Genomic DNA, 20,064 nt, shown 5'->3' on the forward strand with positions numbered 1-20,064 from the left:
CCAAGAAAAGGAGAATTCGGAAACATGACGGTACATAGCAAGACGAACCATTGCAAGATCGTAGACTGCACCGTACGCGACGGAGGGCTTGTCAACAACTGGGATTTCAGCGTGGAATTCGTGCAGGATTTGTATGAGTCCCTGAACGCGGCCGGCGTGGAGTATATGGAGATCGGCTACAAAAACTCCCCCAAGCTGCTGAAGAGCGAAGGCAAGGAAGGACCCTGGAGATTCCTGAACGACGATTTCCTGCGCAAGGTGATCGGGGAGAAGAAACGCACGAAGCTGTCCGCTCTCGTCGACGTCGGACGCGTGGACGAGAACGATGTGCTCGAGCGCAGCGAATCGATGCTCGACTTGATTCGCGTCGCCTGCTACGCCCGCGACACCGCGAAGGCGATCGAGCTCGGCACGTTGTTCCATAAGCGCGGCTACGAGACGACGATCAACATTATGGCGCTGTCGGGCGTCATGGACAACGAATTGAACGAATCGCTGGCGATGATCAACGACAGCCCGATCGACGTCGTCTACATCGTCGATTCCTACGGCAGCCTGGACCCGGACGATATCCGCTATCTGGTGGACAAATTCAGCCGCACGCTGAAGAACAAACGTCTGGGCGTGCACACGCATAACAATCTGCAGCTCGCCTTCGCCAACACGCTGGCCGCGGCCCAGCTCGGCGTCGAGCTGCTCGACGCTTCCGTCTTCGGCATGGGCCGCGCCGCGGGCAACACTCCGACCGAGCTGCTGCTCGCCAAGCTCACCCGTCCGGAGTACAGCCTCCGTCCGGTGCTCGGCATGATCGAGAAGCACATGGTCAAGCTGCGCGAGAAGGAAGAATGGGGCTACCTCATTCCCGACATGATTACCGGCACGCTGGACGAGCATCCGCGGTCGGCCATGGGCTGGAGAGCTTCCGACAAGCGCGATCTGTTCACGGAGTTTTACGACAAGATGACGACTCCGGAAGTCTACCAGAGCAAATAAGCGAGAATCGGGGAAATCCGTACTGCAAGCCTTCCGGGCTTCGCGGTGCGGATTTTTTTGGAATGGACTTCCTTCTCGGAGGTTTGACCTATCCAGGCAGCATAAGGTCGCAGTCCGACAGACGAAGAGTTTTGACAAAAATCGTTAAGTAGGCTATTGTCTTGTCAAAACATGGCAGGGAGGGCGCGAAGGATGAAGGATATGGAGCGGAAGGACGAGATGCGGGGCGCTGCGGAGAAATCCGCCGAAGCCGCGTACGCGGCTCGCCTCGCGAACGTGATTCGCAGGCTGGGCAACCGGGGAGGCTTGCCGCCGCTGTTGCCGGACGGGCCGTGGCACCCGGGAATAGACGACGAGCTGGCCGACTTGCCGCCGGAATGGCTGGCGGGAGGCCGAACGGACGGAGTGCCGTCCGCCGTCGCTTATTTGGCCGCCTTGCATCTGTGGAACGACAATCTCGGCAGGGCGCACGACCGGGTCGAACGGCTCGAGACGCCGACGGGAATGCTGGTGCACGGCATCATCCACCGGCGCGAGGGAGATTTCGACAACGCGAATTATTGGTTCCGCCGGGCGGGCAATCATCCCGCCTACCACGGCTTGCAGGCGCGGGCGGCGGCCTTCCTCGGCGAGCATCCGATCGCAAGCGGACCGGCGCGGGAGGTCGCCGACCAGATCGCCGCGCAGGGGAGCTGGAACCCGTATCTGCTTACGACCGCCGTCGCCATGCTCGCTCGCCGAATCGGCGACGACGAGGCCCGCGGCAAGCTGGAATACGTGCAGCAGCTGGAGCTGGAAGCGGTTCTGCGTTACCTCGAAGGCAATCTCGGAGCTCTGCGCGACGATTAGCCGGTCCGGCTGCGCCGCGGGCCGCGTTTGCGGCCGGTCAGATGAATCAGGGCGGGCACGATCAATCCCATGAACAGCGTGGCGTACAGCAGCAGGCCGATCAGTGCCCCGGAGCCGATCTGGACGAGCGTGTCCATGCCGGAGAAGGTCAGCGCGCCGAACGTGCCCGCCATGATGACCGCCGCCGAGCGGACGATGCCGCCGGTGGCCGACAGCGAGGCGGCCATGGCGTCCGCCGTACCGGAGCGCCGGGCTTCTTCCTTGAACCGGGCCATCAGGAAGATGCTGTAGTCGACGCCCAGCGCCACGATGATAATGAACACGAAGAACGACACAGTCCACGATAGTCCGGCATAGCCGAGCACCCTCACGAACACGAACTCCAAGATCCCCATCGCGATCAAGTAATTCAAGCCAAGCGACAGCAGGATGCACAGAGGCTGGAGCAGCGAACGGAGCAGCAGCGCCAGCACCGCCGCGATTCCGGCAAGCACGAGAAGTCCGGTGCGGGCGAAATCCCGCCAGGAGATGTCGCGCAGCTCTCCGTATTTGGCCGTCACGCCGGTAACGAACGCCCGGGGCTCCTCCAGCCACGTTTTTTCCATGCTGGTGCGCGCGAATCGCGCGAGCTCCGGGATTGCGTCCATCGCTTCGTCGGAGTAAGGATGGGGGACGAGCAGCAGCTCGAACTTCGCCGTTCGTCCGTCGGGCGCGATATAGTAGTCGAGCGCCTGCTCGGCGGCGCTTGCCGCGCCGTCGTTCGGGCCGGGATTGGCGAGCTCCAGCCGGTCGAGGCTGCCAAGCTGGGACAGAAGGAGCCGGCCAAGCCCGTCCTGCAGCTGCTTGACGGACGACAGAATGCCGAGCATGCCTTGACTTAGCGGGGCGGAGTGCAGCGCGATCTCCTTAAGGCCGTCGAGCAGCATCCGCTGCTCGCCCATTAGCGATTGGACGAGCTTGCCGACGTCGGGGCCTTTCAATCGCCCGGGCACCGTCAACTGCTCCGGCTTGCGGCCGAGCGGCCGGACGGCGCTGCGCACCTCGCGGACGAACGGCAGCCGCTCCAGCTCCGAGCTGACCTGCTCGAGCGCCGCCAGCCCGGACGTCGTGCGCATCGATTGCTTGGCCGTGACCGCAATCGTGACCGGAAATACTTCGCCCGCGCTGAACGCCTTTTCCGCTTGCCGGAAGCCGACGACGGAATCCAGCCGGGGATCGATCTCGGACAGGTCGTCGAACGTTCGTTTTCCTTGAAACAGCAAGGAGAGCGGCGCAAGACAGACGACCGAGACGACGAGCACGAGAACCGTCCTCTTGGCGGCCAGCGAGGCCAGCCGGTCCCAGAACCGCGACGGTTGGCCGGCGGGGGCGCGCCGGGCGGGCCAGAAGATCGCCGGGCCTGCCGCGAGCAGCAGGGCGGGCGCCAGCGTCAGCGCGGCGGCGACCGTAACCAGAACGCCGAGCGCAACGCCGACGGCGGAGCGATACAGGCCGAATTCCGCGAAGCCGAGCAGCAGGAAAGCGGCGAATACGGTGCCGGCCGAGTAGACGATCGTGCCGCTTACGCCGGCCATCGTGCGAACGAGCGCCTCGACGCGGCTGCCGTCCTCCGCTCCGGCGGACAGCAGTTCTTCCCGGTAGCGTTGAATCAGCAGGATGCAATAATCCGTACCCGCGCCGAACAGGACCGCGATCAGGAACGATTCGGTAAAGTGAGATACCGGAAGCTTCCATGACGCGAAGGCGGCAAGCATGCCCTCCGATACGACGAAGCCGATTCCGATCGTCAACAGCGGAAGGAGCGGCGTTACCGGAGAACGGAACAGCATCAGCAGTATGGCCAGCACCAGCCCGATCGTCAGCAGCTCGGTCCGCCGCAGGCCGCTCTCGGCGGAGCGTTGGAAGTCCTGCGACAGCGGCGCGCTGCCGGTCAGGATTGCCTGCGTACCCTCCGGCGCCGAGCCGAGCAGGCTCTCCAGACGGCCGAGCGTCGCCTGCGTCTCTTGGTCGAAGTCGGCGCTCGGCATGCCGAGCAGCGCCAGCCGGGTCGTACCGTCCGCGCTCCGCAGACGCTCCGCGAGCTCGGGCTGGGATAAAGCGGAGACGACGGAGGTTACGCGCAGCTCGGACGCCCGGTCGCCGATCTCGGCAAGCACCCGGTCCATCCAGGCGTCGTCGGATTCGCTCAGCCCCTCTTCTCTGGAGAAGACGAGAACGGCTTCCGAGAGGGAGCGTTGTTCGGGCGCGATGTTCTGCAGCAGGCGCGTCGCCTGCACGGAGTCCGCGCCGCTCGGCAGGAAGCGCTGCTCCGAATGTCTGAGAATCGACTGCAGGTCCGGCAGCGCGAACAAGGAGAGGAGAGCCGCCGCCAGCCAGGCCGTCAGCACGACCCAGCGAAACCTGGCGATCGCTCGCGTCCACTTTTCCAAGATGCGGATTCCTCCCTTCTGCGTTCGTAACGGCCGGTCCCGTCCGGAGTTCGGGCGGCATGGGAAAGGCCGATTTCCCGTCGGCGCTGGGCTTGACGAAAATCAGCCTTTCCGGTTTGGCTTTCTATGGCAGGGCGCGGTGCGGCCCGGGAATCTTGTCGATGGTATAATTGTACCGTGATCCTTGAAATCGTTGCAAATGAAAGTTGCGAAAGGGGGTTTGTCGAGAGCTAAAAGGGACGTTCAAGCCATTCAAATAGGGAAGGAGGCGAATAATGTCGAATGAATGTCGAATAATCGTTGCGGTATGCAGGAAAACAGGCAAACATGTGGAAATTTAACAAGGAGAGCCATGAGTCGTAGTTCTAAAGAAGTCTTTTTTGGAGAGCGGAGCAAAAGATTAGGTAAATCGTCGGAGGCTGGGTATGTCGATTAATCGCATGGAATTGAAGACGGCATGGACGGTCGCTTTGGCGGTCGCGGCGTTCGCAGCCATTCAGTGGAAGGGCGGATGGCTGCAAGCGCCGTTCGACGCGGTCGACCGTTATGCCATTCATTTGATTTTGGAAGCTTTGGCCTTTGCGATCTGTTTTGCTCTGCTTATTCTTGGCTGGATGGTATTCGTCCCGACGCTGTGCCGGCACAGGCTGATGACCGCCGCGCTGTTCTCGGCCGTCGGCCTGCTCGGTCTGCTTCACGCCGTCAGCGCTCCGGGCATGCCTCTGTACGACGCCTCCGTCGGGGAAGCGCCCAGCATGCTGCTGGAGTGGATCGCGGAGTGGACGGGAGCGATCGGCCTGCTCGCCGTGTTCTCGCTGCGCAATGCGATCGTTAAGCCGAAAACGCGGATCGTGGCGATCATTCCCGTCATCGTGACGGTCGCCGTCGCTTCGGCGTTCGTCTTTCGCGCGGGTAGCTGGAGCGCTTCGGCCGTCGAAGCGGTCGAGCCGTTCCAGCAGGCGTTGACGCTGCTCGGCTACGGGGCCGCGATCGCCGTCCTGCTCTACCGCAACCGGATCGAGCGTCCGGAGTCGGTATTGACGATCGTTCAGGCGCTGATCTGGATGCTGCTGGCCAAGATGGAGAAGACGCTGGGGTTCGGAATCGCTTCGCCGCAGGACCTGTTCGGCGAATGCTTCAAGCTGATCGGCTATTATTTTCTGCTGAAGGGCATCTATTTCGTCCTCATCGAGGAGCCTCACAAACGGCAGAAAAAGACGGAAGCCCGCATCCAGTACATGGCTTACCACGACGAGCTGACCGCCCTGCCCAACCGCCGGCTGTTTTCAGAGCGGGTGCGGGCCGAGATGGCGCGGTCGATGCACGGCGGCGGCAAGTTCGCGCTGCTCTGGCTGGACATCGACAGGTTCAAGACGATCAACGACTCGATGGGGCACTCGTTCGGCGACCGGCTGCTCGTCTCCGTCTCCAAGCGGCTGACGGAGCACGCGGACAAGCCGGAGAACGTGTTCCGGCTCGGCGGCGACGAGTTTACAGTGCTTCTGAGCGACATTCGCAGCGAGCGCGAAGCGGAGGCGGCGGCCCAGAGGCTGGTCGACCTGTTCGATCAGCCGATCAAGGTCGGCCCTTCCGCCTTCCACATTACCGGCAGCGTCGGGGTGGCGATCTATCCGGAGGACGGGAGGACGCTCGATCTGCTGCTGCAAAACGCGGACACGGCGATGTACGGAGCGAAGGAAGCGCGCAACGGCTGGAAAAGGTACGAAACCCGGATGAACCTGAAGGCCAAGGAACGGCTGCTGCTGGAGAACGATTTGCGCATCGCGCTTGAGCTTGGGCAGTTCCATCTCGCGTACCAGCCGCTCATCGATCTCGAGGGCGACTATCTCGTCGGAGTCGAAGCGCTGCTCCGCTGGCGGCATCCGCAGAGAGGGGATATCCCGCCGTCGGAATTTATTCCGCTCTGCGAGGAGAACGGCTTTATTTTGCCGCTGGGGGAATGGGTGCTGCGCAGCGCCTGCGAACAGATGAAGCTGTGGCACGACAGCGGGCTCCCGCCGATCGTGCTGTCCGTCAACTTGTCGATTCGGCAATTCCGTCAACACGACCTGTGCGCGCGCATCGAGAGGGTGCTGGCCGAGACCGGCCTGGCGCCGCAATGGCTGGAGCTGGAAATTACCGAGAGCATCATGGCCGACGTCGCCTATGCGACCGAGATGCTGAAGCAGCTCAAGAAGCTGGGCGTAAGGATCAGCATCGACGATTTCGGCACCGGCTACAGCTCGCTGTATTACCTGAAGCGGTTCCCGATCGATAAGCTGAAGATCGACCGTGCGTTTGTGGGTGACGTGCTGACGGACCGCAACGACGCGGCGATCGTATCCGGCATATCGGCGATGGCACGCAATCTGGAGCTGAAGGTGACGGCCGAAGGGGTCGAGAACGAGGGCCAGGTCGCGTTCCTGAAGCAGCTGAAATGCCAGGAGGCGCAAGGGTTTTATTTCTCCAGACCGGTCCCGCCCGATCAGTTCCAACGCTTGTACGAGCAGGATACGGCCAAGCGGCAATCCGCGGGATAGCGCCCGCGGGTTCCGGCAGCGGCGGAAGCGTATAACGCAGCATAACGAGAGGCTGTCCCGGTTCATCCTGGCGATGATCGCGGGAGCGGCCTCTTTTTTTCGCAAAGGCGGGCAGAGGTGGAAAAGGAGGACAGAGGCAGACGCAGGGCCACAGGGGCCGGACAGAGGGGACCGGAGAACGGACAGAGGCGGCGGGGGCGGCTCAGGGCTCCAGGTTATGGCGAATAAAGAACAATTGCGGCGGAAGGAACGGTGTTGCCGGCGTTCGCGGTTGAAGCGAGCCCGACGCATCGGGTACGATAGAGTTGCCGTGCATCAGGACTCGTTAACGATACCTCGAAAAGAATCGCAGGCTGGAGGTTGTATAGATGTCATTATTCAAGTTATGGATCGCAAACGCGAGATTGTCCGAACGGAGGGCATCCGTCCCGATGCTGCTGACGGCGGCGCTCGTGCTGCTGGCCCTCTTCGGAGCCGCCGGACAGGCGCATGCGCATGCCGTGCTGGAGCAAGTGGTTCCGCAAGCGGATTCCCGGATGGACGTCGGTCCGGAATCGGTCGAGATCGTCTTTAACGAAAGATTGGACACCGGGGGAGCGAAGCTGCTCGTCCTGAACGAAGCTTCGCGCAACGTCGCCAAGGGCGAGCCCGAGCGGATCGAAGAAGGCAAAGGCATTCGGATCGGGCTGCCGAAGCTGGGGGAGGGGCATTATACCGTCTCCTATTCGGTAATCTCGGCGGATGGCCATCCCGTCTCCGGGGCTTACGTGTTTACGGTCGGGAATCCGGCGCCGCTCGACAGAAGCAAGCTGAACCCGCACGAGCAGGTCGGCCATGCTCACGATCACGGCGGCAGCTCGGGGCTGACCGCCGACGCGTTCCTGCTCTATGCGGCGAGAATTCTTTATTACGCGGGACTTCTCGCGACGGCCGGACTCGCGCTGTGGAGTCTGCTGCGCAGCATGTCGCCGACGGTTCGCGGCACGCATTCGGGGGCGCTCGGCCTGGCGGGGAAATTCGCGCTGATCGCCACGCTCGCCTTCGTTTTTTTCAGCCTGCGCGATCTGGGCCAGGGGGAGCCGCTGTCCGAATGGGGACGCATTCTGACGGAGACGACGATCGGCAGATTGTACATCGCCGAGCTGCTGCTGGCGCTGGCCGCTCCGCTGCTGCCTGCGCTGGGAACCGTTCCGCGCGCGGCGTGGGCGGCGATCGCGCTGTTCCTCGAGGCATGGTCGGGACACGCGGCGGCGTTCACCCCGATCTCTTACACGATAGGACTGGATTATGCGCACCTGCTGGCCGCGGCCCTGTGGAGCGGAGGCTTGCTGCTGCTGCTGGCGGTCTGGTTCAAGGAGCGGCCGGAGGCGGGCCGCTTTGCGCTCGTGTTCTCCAAGTGGGCGCTGATCTCCTTCCTTGCGCTGTGGGTAACCGGCATTCTGTCGACGCTGAAGTACGTGCCCTCGTTGGAATATTTGATGTACACCGCTTGGGGAAAATGGCTGATCGCCAAAGCCGCCGTCTCCTTGCTCGTGGCCGTCACGGCGTTCCTGATCCGGCTGCGGCTGAAGAAGGGCGAGCTGCCCCGCGGCGGCCTGCTGAAGGTCGACGTCGGTCTGCTGGCGGGCATCGTGCTCTGCGTCGGCGTTCTGACGTATCAGACGCCGCTGCCGGTCAACGAGCCGCTTAATTTTCACAAGATGGGCACGGACATGCACGTGACGCTGCGCGTATCGCCCAATGCGCCCGGGGACAACCGGTTTACGCTCAAAATCTGGCTGCCCGAGTGGGTCGGCGAAGGCGAGGCGAAAAGCGTCCAGTTGCGGCTGCTCCCGCTCGATAAGGAAGATATGGGCTTCATAGACGTTCCGCTTCAACCGTACGAGGACGAAGAGCTGGACGCGTTTCCGGATTACAAGAAATCGACGTATACGGCGCAGGGACCGTATTTGCCGTTCGCGGGACAGTGGAAGGCGCAGGTCCGTGTCACCGATTCGGAGGATACGGAGCGGGTTGTCGAAACGACCTACCGGATATACTGATCCCGGGCAAAAGGCGGCGGCGTAAGGTCTGTTTTCGGTGAAAGGGGCGTGCATGCGCAGAATGGATAACGGGAACAAGGACAGAAGGATCAAATGGCTGATTCTGCTCATTCCGACGATTACGATCGGCCTGTGGGAATATGTGCGGCACGCCTTCCTGCTCCCCTATGTGTCGATGGATCTGGGCAACCTGCTGGCTCCGTTTATCGTGCTTGCCGTCACCTTGACGCTGGTGCGCAGCCTGTTTACGCGGATGGAGCAGTCGCAGATGGCGCTGCAGCGGGAGAAGGAAGCCAAGGCGGCGCTGGAGGAACGGGAGAGTCTGGCCCGCGAGCTGCATGACGGCATCTCGCAATCGATGTTCCTGCTCGCGGTCAAGCTGGACCAGTTGGACGAGCTGAGCCGGGAGGAGCCGGTGCGGGAGCTGGCCGGAGGACTCCGGGAGACGGTGCGGGTCATGCACGAGGACGTCCGCCAGGCGATCGCCAATCTCCGTCAGCCGCCGTCGCCGGAATCGGCCGCCTGGGTCGTGCCGCTGCGGGAGCTGCTCGGAGAGACGGCGGAGCTGACCGGCGCGCGGGCGGAGTTCGTCTGGACGATCCGGGACGACGGGTTGACCGACAAGGAGAAAATCGAGCTTCATGCCTGCGTTCGGGAGGCGCTCGTCAACGTAAGGAAGCATGCGCGGGCCTCCCATGTGTACGTCATCGGGGAACCGGACGGCGCGGGAGGCTTTCGCTGCCGCATCGAGGACGACGGCGTCGGGTTCGGCGGCGATCCGCTTCAGGCGCAGGGACGTTTCGGACTGCGCATGGTGAGGGATCGGGCCGAAGCGATGGGCTGGTCGTTCCTGGCTGAACGCCGGGGGGATCGCACGGTCGTAGAACTCGCGAAACGCGGAAAGAGGGCGGAACAACCATGAGCGAAGCCAGAGCCGTTCGTCTGCTGCTGGCCGACGACCATCGGCATGCCAGGGAAGGAATGAGGACGATCGTGTCCGCGCTGGAGGAGTTCGTCGTCGTCGGGGAAGCGGCCAGCGGAGAAGAGGCGCTCCTCATGACGGAGGAGCTGGCGCCGGATATGATTCTGATGGACATCAACATGCCGGGAATGGGCGGGCTGGAAGCGGTCAAAGCGATCAAAGCGGCTTTTCCCGCGGTGAAAATCGTTATGGTCACGGTATCCGACGACGTCGCGCACCTGTTCGAGGCGCTCAAGAAGGGCGCGCAAGGGTACCTGCTGAAAAATTTGAATCCGGCGGCCTGGCGCGATTACTTGCGCGCGGTCGCTTTCGACGAGGCGCCGCTTAATCCGGAGCTGGCGATGTCGATTCTTCGCGAGTTCGCCGAGCGCAAATCAAGCTCTTCGGCAGGCGCATCCAGAGACCGGACCGCGGACGACGGAGGGTTGACGCCGCGCGAACGGGAAATTTTGCAGGAGGTCGCGCGGGGGCAAAAAAACCGCGAAATCGCCCTGTCCCTCGGCTTGTCCGAGCATACGGTCAAAAATCACCTGAAAAACATTTTGCAGAAGCTTCATCTCGACAACCGGGTGCAGCTGACGCGTTACGCGTACGAACGGGGAATCGTCGAGCCGGACTAGGCGCGGCGGACTTGTTTCAATATTGTCACAATGAACGGCCCGAAATGACTCTTTCGGGTCATGCGCATTCGGGAAGGAACGGGCTATACTGGGGAATATCGGAAACGAATCGAATCAGGAAGGTTGGATATTCCCTATGAAAAAAAGCGTATCTTTGCTGCTCGCTCTTATGCTGTCGCTCGGCTTCGCCGGCTTGGCCAGCGCCCATGTGACGGTTCAGCCGAGCTCCGCTCCGGCGGGCTCCTATCAAGTGTTCACCGTTCGCGTGCCGTCCGAGAAGGACGCCGCGACGACGCAGGTGAAGGTGGCGATTCCGGACGGCGTCAACATCAGCCGTTTCGAGCCCAAGGCGGACTGGACGTACGAGGTCGAGAAGGGCGCGGAGGATAAAATCGTCAGCGTCACCTGGAAGGCGACCGGCAGCGGCCTGGGCGCCACCGAATTCGGCGAATTCCGCATGCAGGGCAAGGTTGCCGACGACGCCAAGGAGCTGAGCTGGAAGGCGTACCAGACGTATTCCGACGGCGACGTCGTGGAATGGACCGGCGCTCCGGACGCCGACAAACCGGCTTCCGTGACGACGGTAACGGCGTCGACCGGGGACAGCCACGGCGACGGGCACGGCGCTTCGAGCGGAGCTTCGGCGAGCGGCGGCGCAGCCGAGGACGAGGGCGGCCGCGATGCGCTGACGCTGTCGCTGGCGATCGCGGGGCTGGCCGCGGGCGTTCTGGCTCTGATCGTGGCGATCGTGCGCAAGCCGAATAAGGGTTAAAGGATTCCGGCGGAACCGGGGGGTTGACAGGAGCTCCTTTCGGCTGTACAGTTTTCATAGAATTCCACTAGGGGCGCCCGCAAGGGCTGAGATAAGGCGATGCCTTGGTCCCTTTGAACCTGATCTGGGTTATGCCAGCGTAGGAAAGTGGGCAATGTACGTCAGACTTTGGAAGGCGATGGCCGCAGGCTTCTTCATGCTTGCGTCAGGGCTTTCCATGGGCACGACACATTCAGCCGCTCCCTGCCGGGGCGGCTTTTATTATGCGGCGGGACGCCGCGGACAGGCGCAACGGCTGGAGCGGACCGCGCGTATTCGCCGTCCGTTGCTCGCCGTCGTATCGACATCGGCGGAGGTATCGGCATGCACGCGCCTGAAGTGGAGTCGTCGCCAAGCCTGTCCGTCGTTTCTTATCTTTTCCCATGGCCTCCTAGCGGAATTTGACATTACGTCCGCTTAAGGAGGTTTTTTGTTATGGCAATTATGACGACGCCGCTGCCGGGAAGCCGCAAGGTATACGCGACGGGAGACAGGGAAGACATTCGGGTGCCGATGCGCGAGATTGCGCTGGCGCCGAGCTCGGGGAGGAATGGCCGGGAGGAGCCGAACGATCCGCTTCGGGTGTACGACGCCAGCGGCCCGTATACGGAGGAGGGCTTTCAGGCCGACGTGCGGCGGGGACTGCCCTCCGTTCGGGGACGCTGGATTGCGGAGCGGGAGGATACGGTCGAGTACGAGGGACGCGAGGTGCGGCCCGAGGACAACGGCTTTATGACCGTCGAGACGGCGGAGCAGAAGGGCGCGGAGGTGTTTCCCAAGCCGCATAACCGCTGCTTGCGGGCGGCGGAAGGACGCAGCGTGACGCAGCTGCACTATGCCCGCCAGGGGCGGATTACTCCGGAGATGGAATACATTGCGCTGCGCGAAGGGATGAGCGCGGAATTCGTGCGGGCGGAGGTGGCCGCGGGGCGCGCGATTATCCCGGCGAACATCAACCATCCCGAGTGCGAGCCGATGATTATCGGACGGCATTTTCACGTCAAGATCAACGCCAACATCGGCAACTCGGCCGTCGCTTCCTCGATCGAGGAGGAAGTCGAGAAGATGACGTGGGCGACCCGCTGGGGAGCCGATACGATCATGGACCTGTCCACCGGCAAAAACATTCACACGACCCGCGAATGGATCGTTCGCAACGCTCCGGTCCCGGTCGGCACGGTGCCGATCTACCAGGCGCTGGAGAAGGTCGGAGGCAAGGCGGAGGAGCTGAGCTGGGAGGTGTTCCGCGACACGCTGATCGAGCAGGCGGAGCAGGGCGTCGATTATTTCACGATCCATGCCGGAGTACGGCTGCGTTACATTCCGCTGACGGCGAAGCGGGTGACGGGCATCGTCTCCCGCGGCGGCTCGATTATGGCGGCCTGGTGTCTGGCCCATCACAAGGAGAACTTCCTGTATACGCATTTCGAGGAGATCTGCGAGATTATGAAAGCCTACGACGTCAGCTTCTCGCTCGGGGACGGTCTGCGGCCCGGTTCGATCGCCGACGCCAACGACGAGGCGCAGTTTGCCGAGCTGGATACGCTCGGAGAATTGACCGAGATCGCGTGGCGGCACGATGTGCAGGTGATGATCGAGGGGCCGGGCCACGTGCCGATGCATCTGATCAAGGAAAACGTCGACCGGCAGATGGAGGTGTGCAAGGAGGCGCCGTTCTATACGCTGGGGCCGCTGACGACCGACATCGCTCCCGGGTACGACCATATTACGTCGGCCATCGGCGCCGCGATGATCGGCTGGTTCGGCACGGCGATGCTCTGCTACGTGACGCCGAAGGAGCATCTCGGCCTGCCGAACAAGGAGGACGTCAAGGACGGCGTCATCGCCTACAAGATCGCCGCCCATGCCGCCGATCTGGCGAAGGGACATCCGCGGGCGCGGCTGCGCGACGATGCGCTGTCCAAGGCGAGATTCGAATTCCGCTGGAGAGACCAGTTCCATCTGTCGCTCGATCCGGAGCGCGCCATGGCGTATCACGACGAGACGCTGCCGGCGGAGGCGGCCAAGTCGGCGCATTTCTGCTCGATGTGCGGGCCGAAGTTTTGCAGCATGCGCATCACGCAGGACATTCGCGATTACGCGGAGAAGCGCGGCGTGGCGGAGGAGGAAGCGCTGGAGGCCGGCATGCAGGAGCAGGCGGAAGCGTTCAAGGCCGGGGGAAGCCGGATCTATGCTTAGGGAAGCGGAGACGGAGGCGGAGGAGCGCTACTCCCGGCAGATCCGCTTCGCTCCGATCGGCGCGCAGGGCCAGCGGCGGCTCGGCGAGGCGAGCGTGCTTGTCGTAGGCGCCGGGGCGCTGGGCGCTTCGCTCGCCCAGCATATGGTCCGGGCCGGAGTGGGCCGCCTGCGCCTTGTCGATCGGGACTATGTGGAGCTGAGCAATCTGCACCGTCAGACGCTGTACGACGAGGAGGACGCGGAAGCGGCGCTGCCCAAGGCGGTCGCCGCCGCGGCGAAGCTGCGCCGGGTCAACGGCAGGGCGCGGATCGAGGCCTTCGTGGCCGACGTGGATCGGCGCAACGCGGAGTCGCTGGCGGCGGACGTCGACCTGGTGCTCGACGGCACCGACAATGCGGCGACCCGGCTGCTGCTCAGCGACGCCTGCTTCAGCCGCGGCATTCCGCTCGTGTACGGCGGCGTCGCGGGCTCCGGGGGAATGACCGCGCTGCTCGTTCCCGGCGACCACTGCTGCCTGCGCTGCCTGCTTGGCGAGGAGGCGCCGGGCGGCGAAGACGGGCCGACCTGCGATACGCTCGGCGTCATCTCGCCCGCGGTGGAGATGGTGGCCGCATTGCAGGCGGCGGAGGCGCTTAAGGCGCTGACGGGAAATCGAACGGCGCTGCGCGGGACGTGGCTGACCGTGGACGCGTGGCATTTCTCCGTCAAGGAGTGGCAGCTGCCGACGCCGGTTGAAAGGTGCCCTTATTGCGGGTGGGGAGAACTGCCGGTTGCTGTCCGTCGGGAGCCTGCGGAGCATGGCGGCTTCGTCCGCCTCTCTGTGAACGGCGGACGGGCCAAGGAGCGGGATGAGGCGAAGGCGGCTTTTCTCGGCGACGCGGCGGAGGGGGCGGGAGCAGATACTTTGCTCGGCGGCGGTCTGAGGGAGGCTACGCCGGAAAATGCCTCGATTGCCAACAGTCCAAGGATCACGACGGAAAATGCTTTGCTCGGCGACGAACGGGAGGCGGCAAAGCTGGTCGTCCTGTGCGGAAGGGATACGTTCCAGGTCGCGCTGAAGCCGTCGGTGTCGCTCGCAGAGTGGAGAAGGCGGCTGGTTGCGGCAGGCTGCGCCATTACCGCCGACAACCGCTATCTGCTGCGCGCCTCTACGGCGGCAGATGAGCGGATCGTCATTTTTGCGGAAGGCCGCGCGCTGATTCAAGGCGCGGGCGAGTCCGAACGTGCGATGGACATTTATCGGCATTATTTGAGCGACGAGACGAGGAGGGAAGCGGATGAACCGTCCGTTGGATTTTAAGCTGTACGTTATTACCGGCGAAAACTATCATCCCGGGCGCGGCATGATGGAGGTGATGGAGGCGGCTCTAAGAGGAGGAGCCGATATCGTGCAGCTTCGGGACAAGACGAGTCCGAAGCGGGAACTGATCGAGAAGGCGAGGCGGCTGAAGGAGCTGACCGCCAAATACGGCGTGCCGCTCATCGTCAACGACCATCCGGACGTCGCGCTTGCCGCGGACGCCGACGGCGTTCATCTGGGGCAGGACGACCTGCCGATCGAGGTGGCGCGCGAGCTGCTCGGTCCGCGGCGGATCATCGGCATCTCCACGCACCGGATTGAGCAGGCCCGCGCCGCGGAACGGGCGGGAGCGGATTATATCGGCGTCGGTCCCGTCTATCCGACGGGCACCAAGCCGGGACGGCAAGCGGTGACGACCGCTTACGTCGCGCAGGCGGCCGCAGAAATCCGCATACCGTTCGTCGCCATCGGCGGCATTACGGAGACCAATGCGGAGGAGGTGCTGCGGGCAGGGGCCAGAAGATTGTGCGCGGTGTCCGCTATCGTCGGCCGTGACAATCCCGAAGCGGTCTGCCGCAATCTGCTGGGGAAGATTAACGCTTGGACGTCGGGGGAGCAGGCAGCATTGGCAGAATCGGTGTCGCTATCCGTACCGGTATCCTTGTCGCTATCGATGCCGGCTCCCGGGGACGTCCGGGAGGTCGACGTTGTCGTCAACGGCCGCAGCGAGCGGACGCAGGCGGCCACGCTGCTGGAGCTGGCGGCACAATACGAGTTGGAAGGCCGCAGCGTCGTCGCCGAGCTGGACGGGACGGTCGTTCCGCGCTCAAGGTGGGAGATAACGCCGCTGCGCGGCGGCTGCTCGGTCGAATTCGTTCATTTTGTCGGGGGAGGCTGAGCGTGGGGATGGAAATGGATACAATTGTGCAAGACGGTATGGTGATCGGGGGAAGGAAGCTGAATTCGCGCTTTTTTCTGGGGACGGGCAGGTTTCCGAGTCCCGCCGTTTTTCTTCGGGCATTGGAGGCGTCCGGCGCCGAGGTCATTACGTTCGCGGTGCGCCGGATCAATCTGGACAACCATGAAGACGACGGCGTGCTGCAGCATGTGGCGGGCAGGGAGCTGATCTACTTGCCCAATACGTCGGGGGCCGGCGACGCCGACGAAGCCGTAAGAATTGCCCGGCTGGCGCGCGCCGCGGGCCTTGGCGAGTGGATCAAGGTGGAGATCAGCGCCAATCCCCGCACGCTGCTGCCCGATCCGGTGGAGACGCTCAAGGCGACGGAACGGCTGGCCAAGGAAGGCTTCACCGTGCTGCCCTATACGTCGGACGATCCGGCGCTGTGCCGCAGGCTGGAGGATGCCGGAGCGGCGGCGGTCATGCCGGGCGGGGCCCCGATCGGAACGGGGCTTGGCATTCTGAATCCGTACAACCTGAGCCTGATTGCCGAGGAGGCGCGGGTTCCCGTCATCGTGGATGCGGGACTCGGCTCGGCCGGGGACTTCGTTCAGGCGATGGAGCTGGGCGCGGACGGCATTCTCGCCAATACGCCCGTCTCCAGAGCGGTGGACCCGGTGACGATGGCGCGGGCGATGAAGCTGGCGATCGAAGCGGGGCGGCTGTCCCGGCTGGCCGGACGCATCCCCCGGAAGCGCTACGCCTCCGCCAGCAGCGAGCCGGAGGGGCGGCTGTTCGGACCCGGAGCCCGGGAGGGGAAAAGATGAGCGGTGTGTCGGAAGGAAGCATGGAAGCGAAGCCCGCGACGGGGAGCGCGAAGTCGGCCCAATCGGCCGGGGGTGTGAAGTCGGCACAATCGACAAGGAGCGCGAAGTCGGCGCAATCGACGGGGAGCGCGAGATCGGTGCAATCGGCCGGGGGTGTGAAGTCGGCGCAAACCGCGGAGGTGCTTATCCTTGGAGGCGGCATCATCGGGCTGTCCAGTGCATGGGAGGCGGCCAAGCGGGGCTTCCGCGTCGCGGTGCTGGAGGCGGAGGCGTTCGGCGGCCAAGCCTCCGGAGCGGCCGCGGGAATGCTGGCGCCGTTCTCGGAAAATCCCGAAAGCCCGGACGCGTTTTTCCGGCTGTGCGCGGACAGCCATTCGCGGTATCCGGACTGGGTTCGCGAGCTCGAGGAGCTGACGGGTCATACGGCCGAATTGCGGCGCAGCGGGAGCCTGAACGTCGCGTTTCACGAGGCGGATTTCCTGTCCCTGCGCGCCAGGCTCGAATGGCAGAGCCGGTACGGGTCCGGATTCGAGCTGCTCGGCGCGTCGGAGCTGCGCCGCCTGGAGCCGGAGTTGTCCGAACGGGCGTTAGGGGCGCTCTATTGTCCCGGCGAGAGCCATGTGTTCGCCCCGAAGCTGGTCGGAGCGGTCGAAGAAGCGTGCCGCCGGGCCGGCGTTCGGCTCGTGGCCCATGCCGGAGGCGTTACGGGTTTGGAGCGAGTTGCCGGCGCGGGCGTCGTCGTCCGAACCGCGGGCGCGGGAAGCTGGCTGGCGGATCGGGTCGTCGTATGCGCCGGAGCCTGGAGCGGATTCGTGCGGGAATGGCTGTCCGTCGACGTGCCGGTTCATCCGATCCGGGGGCAGATTTGCGCATACGACGGGAAGGGCGACCGCATCCGTCATATGATTTTCACCAGCCAGGCCTATTGGGTCGGCAAAAAAGACGGAAGCCTTGTATGCGGAGCCTCGGAAGATGTCGCGGGTTTCGAGCGGAGCGTCACGGAGCAGGGCATCGGACGGCTGACGCGCTGGAGCGGCAGCGCGCTGCCTTTCCTGGGCGATACCTCTCCTTCGCGAGGCTGGGCGGGCTTGCGTCCCGCGACGTTGGACGGCCGGCCGCTGATCGGCTCCGTCCCCGGCGTCCCGGAGCTGGTGCTGGCGTGCGGCCATTATCGCAACGGTATTTTGCTGGCTCCGGCGACGGCGGCGCTGGTGGGAGATCTGTTGGAAGGGAAGATCGGCGAAAACGGGTACGGGAACGCCTTCGGGATCGAGCGGTTCAATTTTGCGGGGACGAGGAGGGGCTTAGGGTGAGAGCGGGCGCTCGTTCGTCCGGGGAAGCTTCTGCCCCTCGCCGTCCGCTGGTTTTGACGGTCGCCGGCTCGGATTCCGGCGGAGGAGCGGGCATCCAGGCGGATTTGAAGACGTTTCAGGAGCTTGGCGTATACGGGATGAGCGTCGTGACGGCGGTGACGGCGCAGAACAGCCTGGGAGTGCAGCGCGTGGAGAACGTCTCTCCCGGCATGGTGGAGGCGCAGCTCGAAAGCGTGCTGTCCGACATCGGAGCCGATGCCGTCAAGACGGGAATGCTGCCCGCGGCCGCCCATGTCGAAGCGGCCGCCAGTTCGTTCGCGCGGCATCGGGTCAAGCGGCTTGTCGTCGATCCGGTGGGCGCCGCTTCGGACGGCTCGCCGCTCATGGACGGCGGCGCGTTCGACGCCGTGAAGCGTCTTCTGCTGCCGATGGCGGAAGTCGTCACGCCGAACTTGCCGGAAGCCTGTCGGCTGCTCGGCGTCTGTTCCGACGACATTCGAACGCTGGCGGACATGGAGCGGTTGGCGAAGCGTCTGCTCGCGTTGGGCCCCAGGCATGTGTTTTTGAAGGGCGGGCATTGGAGCGGAGAGGAGGCCGTCGACGTATTCGTCTCCGCCGAGCGTCCCGAGGAGACAAAGCGGTTCGCCGGGCCGAGGTACCCGACTCCCCATACGCACGGCACGGGCTGCACGACGGCGTCCGCCATCGCCGCCCTGCTGGCAAAAGGAGCTCTGCCGGAGGAGGCCTGCCGGGAAGCGAAAGTGTTCGTGGCCGCGGCGATTTCGGAAGCATTTTCGCTCGGGGGAGGAACCGGCTCTCTCTGGCACGGCGCATTTGCGGAAAAGAGGCGGGTTTTGCGTTAATCGGCTTGCTTGCGGTTCTCCGATCCCCTATAATGGTCAATAAATGCACAAATGCGACGATGGAGAAAAGTAAGCAGTGCCTTCTTACAGGGAGGGAGCGCCGAAGATTGCGAGCGTTCCTAAGAAACCAGGCTGCCGAAGTTCGCTCCGGAGCAGATCTCTGAACATGCGGCTGCGGCCGTTCAGTAGGAGATACCGGCTTGCGGCCCGTTACGCCGTACGAAGCGGGAATGTTCGAGCGTCGAATAAGGCGTGTGTCCGATGGCGGGCAAGGGGCGTTCCAACAAGGGTGGTACCACGGTCTTTTCGTCCCTTACGGGAGAAAAGGCTTTTTATTTTGTCGCGAGAAGGAGAATGGTGATGAAGGAACGATTAGAGGCTTTGCGGAGCGAAGCGCTGGATCAGCTGCAAACCGTGGCGGACGCCGCGGCGTTGAACGATCTCCGCGTGCATTACTTGGGCAAGAAGGGGCGGCTCACCGAAATTTTGCGCGGCATGGGCTCGCTCAGCGCCGAGGAGCGCCCGATCATCGGGCAGGTCGGCAACGAGGTTCGCGCGGCGATCGAAGCGGTAATCGCGGAGAAGCAGGCCGGGTTTGAAAAGGCCGAGACCGCGCGCCGCCTGCAGGCGGAGACGATCGACGTTACGCTGCCGGGCAAAGCGGTCGCCGCCGGCGCCGTTCACCCGCTGAACAAGATCGTCGAGGAGATCGAGGATATTTTCATCGGGATGGGCTATACGGTGGCGGAAGGACCGGAGGTCGAAACCGACTTCTTCAACTTTGAAGCTTTGAATCTGCCGAAAAACCACCCCGCGCGCGATATGCAGGATTCCTTCTATATTACGGACGAGATTTTGCTGCGCACGCAGACGTCTCCGGTGCAGATTCGCACGATGAAGGCGGCGAACGGCAAAACGCCGGTCAAAGTCATCTGTCCCGGCAAGGTGTATCGCCGCGACGACGACGACGCGACGCATTCGTTCATGTTCCATCAGATCGAAGGGCTGGTCATCGGGCCGAACATTCGGATGAGCGACCTGAAGGGAACGCTGCTGCAGTTCGTGCAGGAAATGTACGGGCCGCAAATGCAAATCCGCCTGCGTCCGAGCTTCTTCCCTTTCACCGAGCCGAGCGCCGAGGTGGACGTCACCTGCGCCCAATGCGGCGGCAGCGGCTGCCGGATGTGCAAGCATACCGGCTGGATCGAAATTCTCGGCTGCGGCATGGTGCATCCGAAGGTGCTCGAATACGGCGGCTACGATCCGCAGGAAGTGACCGGCTTCGCGTTCGGCATGGGCGTGGAACGGATCGCGCTGCTGAAGTACGGCATCGACGACATCCGTCATTTCTACGCGAACGATACGAAGTTCCTGAGTCAATTCGCCAAAATGTAGCCT

15 protein-coding genes, 1 riboswitch and 1 other annotated feature are annotated in these 20,064 nt (G+C 63.6%); of the genes, 14 read left to right on the forward strand and 1 reads right to left on the reverse strand.

Annotation, left to right across the window (positions count from 1 at the left end):
• Positions 1-24: 24 nt before the first annotated feature.
• Positions 25-993 carry an aldolase catalytic domain-containing protein gene (locus tag ACFFT4_RS28410; RefSeq protein ID WP_378052470.1) on the forward strand — a complete coding sequence of 323 codons (969 nt, stop codon included), beginning with the start codon at positions 25-27 and terminating at the stop codon, positions 991-993.
• A gap of 192 nt (positions 994-1,185) precedes the next feature.
• Entirely contained in the window at positions 1,186-1,842 is a 657-nt protein-coding gene (locus ACFFT4_RS28415; RefSeq protein ID WP_378052472.1) for a hypothetical protein, read from the forward strand.
• Here ACFFT4_RS28415 and ACFFT4_RS28420 read toward each other — a convergent pair.
• Positions 1,839-4,271 (reverse strand): MMPL family transporter, encoded by a 2,433-nt coding sequence (locus ACFFT4_RS28420; RefSeq protein WP_378052473.1) that lies wholly within the window; start codon positions 4,269-4,271, stop codon positions 1,839-1,841. The genes ACFFT4_RS28415 and ACFFT4_RS28420 overlap by 4 nt on opposite strands.
• Positions 4,272-4,696: 425 nt before the next feature.
• On the opposite strand from ACFFT4_RS28420, the gene ACFFT4_RS28425 reads away from it, so the two are divergent.
• The 12 genes from ACFFT4_RS28425 (at position 4,697) to pheS (ending at position 20,061) form a co-directional block, all read left to right on the forward strand.
• Positions 4,697-6,811, forward strand: a complete 2,115-nt coding sequence (locus ACFFT4_RS28425; protein ID WP_378052474.1) for a putative bifunctional diguanylate cyclase/phosphodiesterase — start codon at positions 4,697-4,699, stop codon at positions 6,809-6,811.
• A 368-nt stretch (positions 6,812-7,179) separates the two neighbouring features.
• On the forward strand, positions 7,180-8,853 hold the full coding sequence (locus ACFFT4_RS28430) for a copper resistance CopC/CopD family protein (RefSeq protein ID WP_378052476.1): 1,674 nt from the start codon (positions 7,180-7,182) through the stop codon (positions 8,851-8,853).
• A gap of 52 nt (positions 8,854-8,905) precedes the next feature.
• Positions 8,906-9,775 carry a sensor histidine kinase gene (locus ACFFT4_RS28435; RefSeq protein WP_378052477.1) on the forward strand — a complete coding sequence of 290 codons (870 nt, stop codon included), beginning with the start codon at positions 8,906-8,908 and terminating at the stop codon, positions 9,773-9,775.
• Positions 9,772-10,455, forward strand: a complete 684-nt coding sequence (locus ACFFT4_RS28440; RefSeq protein ID WP_378052478.1) for a response regulator — start codon at positions 9,772-9,774, stop codon at positions 10,453-10,455. Before ACFFT4_RS28435 ends, ACFFT4_RS28440 begins: the two co-directional genes overlap by 4 nt.
• A gap of 136 nt (positions 10,456-10,591) precedes the next feature.
• A complete protein-coding gene (locus ACFFT4_RS28445) occupies positions 10,592-11,227 on the forward strand; it encodes a YcnI family copper-binding membrane protein (protein ID WP_378052479.1) in 636 nt (211 codons plus the stop codon).
• Positions 11,228-11,286: 59 nt separating this feature from the next.
• Positions 11,287-11,390, forward strand: a riboswitch (TPP riboswitch).
• Positions 11,391-11,701: 311 nt separating this feature from the next.
• Entirely contained in the window at positions 11,702-13,465 is a 1,764-nt protein-coding gene (gene thiC / locus ACFFT4_RS28450) for a phosphomethylpyrimidine synthase ThiC (RefSeq protein ID WP_378052481.1), read from the forward strand.
• Positions 13,458-14,765, forward strand: a complete 1,308-nt coding sequence (locus ACFFT4_RS28455) for a ThiF family adenylyltransferase (RefSeq protein WP_378052482.1) — start codon at positions 13,458-13,460, stop codon at positions 14,763-14,765. The genes thiC and ACFFT4_RS28455 overlap by 8 nt, the downstream gene beginning before the upstream one ends.
• On the forward strand, positions 14,743-15,663 hold the full coding sequence (gene thiE, locus ACFFT4_RS28460; RefSeq protein WP_378052483.1) for a thiamine phosphate synthase: 921 nt from the start codon (positions 14,743-14,745) through the stop codon (positions 15,661-15,663). The genes ACFFT4_RS28455 and thiE overlap by 23 nt, the downstream gene beginning before the upstream one ends.
• A gap of 14 nt (positions 15,664-15,677) precedes the next feature.
• Positions 15,678-16,490, forward strand: a complete 813-nt coding sequence (locus ACFFT4_RS28465; protein WP_378052822.1) for a thiazole synthase — start codon at positions 15,678-15,680, stop codon at positions 16,488-16,490.
• Positions 16,487-17,803 carry a glycine oxidase ThiO gene (gene thiO / locus ACFFT4_RS28470; protein ID WP_378052484.1) on the forward strand — a complete coding sequence of 439 codons (1,317 nt, stop codon included), beginning with the start codon at positions 16,487-16,489 and terminating at the stop codon, positions 17,801-17,803. Before ACFFT4_RS28465 ends, thiO begins: the two co-directional genes overlap by 4 nt.
• A complete protein-coding gene (gene thiD / locus ACFFT4_RS28475; protein ID WP_378052486.1) occupies positions 17,800-18,666 on the forward strand; it encodes a bifunctional hydroxymethylpyrimidine kinase/phosphomethylpyrimidine kinase in 867 nt (288 codons plus the stop codon). The genes thiO and thiD overlap by 4 nt, the downstream gene beginning before the upstream one ends.
• Before the next feature lie 47 nt (positions 18,667-18,713).
• Positions 18,714-18,983, forward strand: a binding site (T-box leader).
• A 43-nt stretch (positions 18,984-19,026) separates the two neighbouring features.
• Positions 19,027-20,061, forward strand: coding sequence for a phenylalanine--tRNA ligase subunit alpha (pheS, locus tag ACFFT4_RS28480; protein ID WP_378052488.1), 1,035 nt, complete (start codon positions 19,027-19,029; stop codon positions 20,059-20,061).
• Positions 20,062-20,064: the final 3 nt, after the last annotated feature.

This window comes from Cohnella cellulosilytica, assembly GCF_042431195.1.
In the GTDB taxonomy this organism is placed as follows: Bacteria; Bacillota; Bacilli; order Paenibacillales; family Paenibacillaceae; genus Cohnella; species Cohnella cellulosilytica.

Excerpts from the sequence above, each read along its gene's own strand:
- ACFFT4_RS28465 (WP_378052822.1), top strand. The coding sequence starts at position 15,678 with ATGGATACAATTGTGCAAGACGGTATGGTGATCGGGGGAAGGAAGCTG.
- ACFFT4_RS28410 (WP_378052470.1), top strand. The coding sequence starts at position 25 with ATGACGGTACATAGCAAGACGAACCATTGCAAGATCGTAGACTGCACC.
- thiO (WP_378052484.1), top strand. The coding sequence starts at position 16,487 with ATGAGCGGTGTGTCGGAAGGAAGCATGGAAGCGAAGCCCGCGACGGGG.
- thiE (WP_378052483.1), top strand. The coding sequence starts at position 14,743 with ATGAACCGTCCGTTGGATTTTAAGCTGTACGTTATTACCGGCGAAAAC.
- ACFFT4_RS28445 (WP_378052479.1), top strand. The coding sequence starts at position 10,592 with ATGAAAAAAAGCGTATCTTTGCTGCTCGCTCTTATGCTGTCGCTCGGC.
- pheS (WP_378052488.1), top strand. The coding sequence starts at position 19,027 with ATGAAGGAACGATTAGAGGCTTTGCGGAGCGAAGCGCTGGATCAGCTG.
- ACFFT4_RS28415 (WP_378052472.1), top strand. The coding sequence starts at position 1,186 with ATGAAGGATATGGAGCGGAAGGACGAGATGCGGGGCGCTGCGGAGAAA.
- ACFFT4_RS28440 (WP_378052478.1), top strand. The coding sequence starts at position 9,772 with ATGAGCGAAGCCAGAGCCGTTCGTCTGCTGCTGGCCGACGACCATCGG.
- ACFFT4_RS28455 (WP_378052482.1), top strand. The coding sequence starts at position 13,458 with ATGCTTAGGGAAGCGGAGACGGAGGCGGAGGAGCGCTACTCCCGGCAG.
- ACFFT4_RS28425 (WP_378052474.1), top strand. The coding sequence starts at position 4,697 with ATGTCGATTAATCGCATGGAATTGAAGACGGCATGGACGGTCGCTTTG.
- thiC (WP_378052481.1), top strand. The coding sequence starts at position 11,702 with ATGGCAATTATGACGACGCCGCTGCCGGGAAGCCGCAAGGTATACGCG.
- ACFFT4_RS28430 (WP_378052476.1), top strand. The coding sequence starts at position 7,180 with ATGTCATTATTCAAGTTATGGATCGCAAACGCGAGATTGTCCGAACGG.
- ACFFT4_RS28435 (WP_378052477.1), top strand. The coding sequence starts at position 8,906 with ATGCGCAGAATGGATAACGGGAACAAGGACAGAAGGATCAAATGGCTG.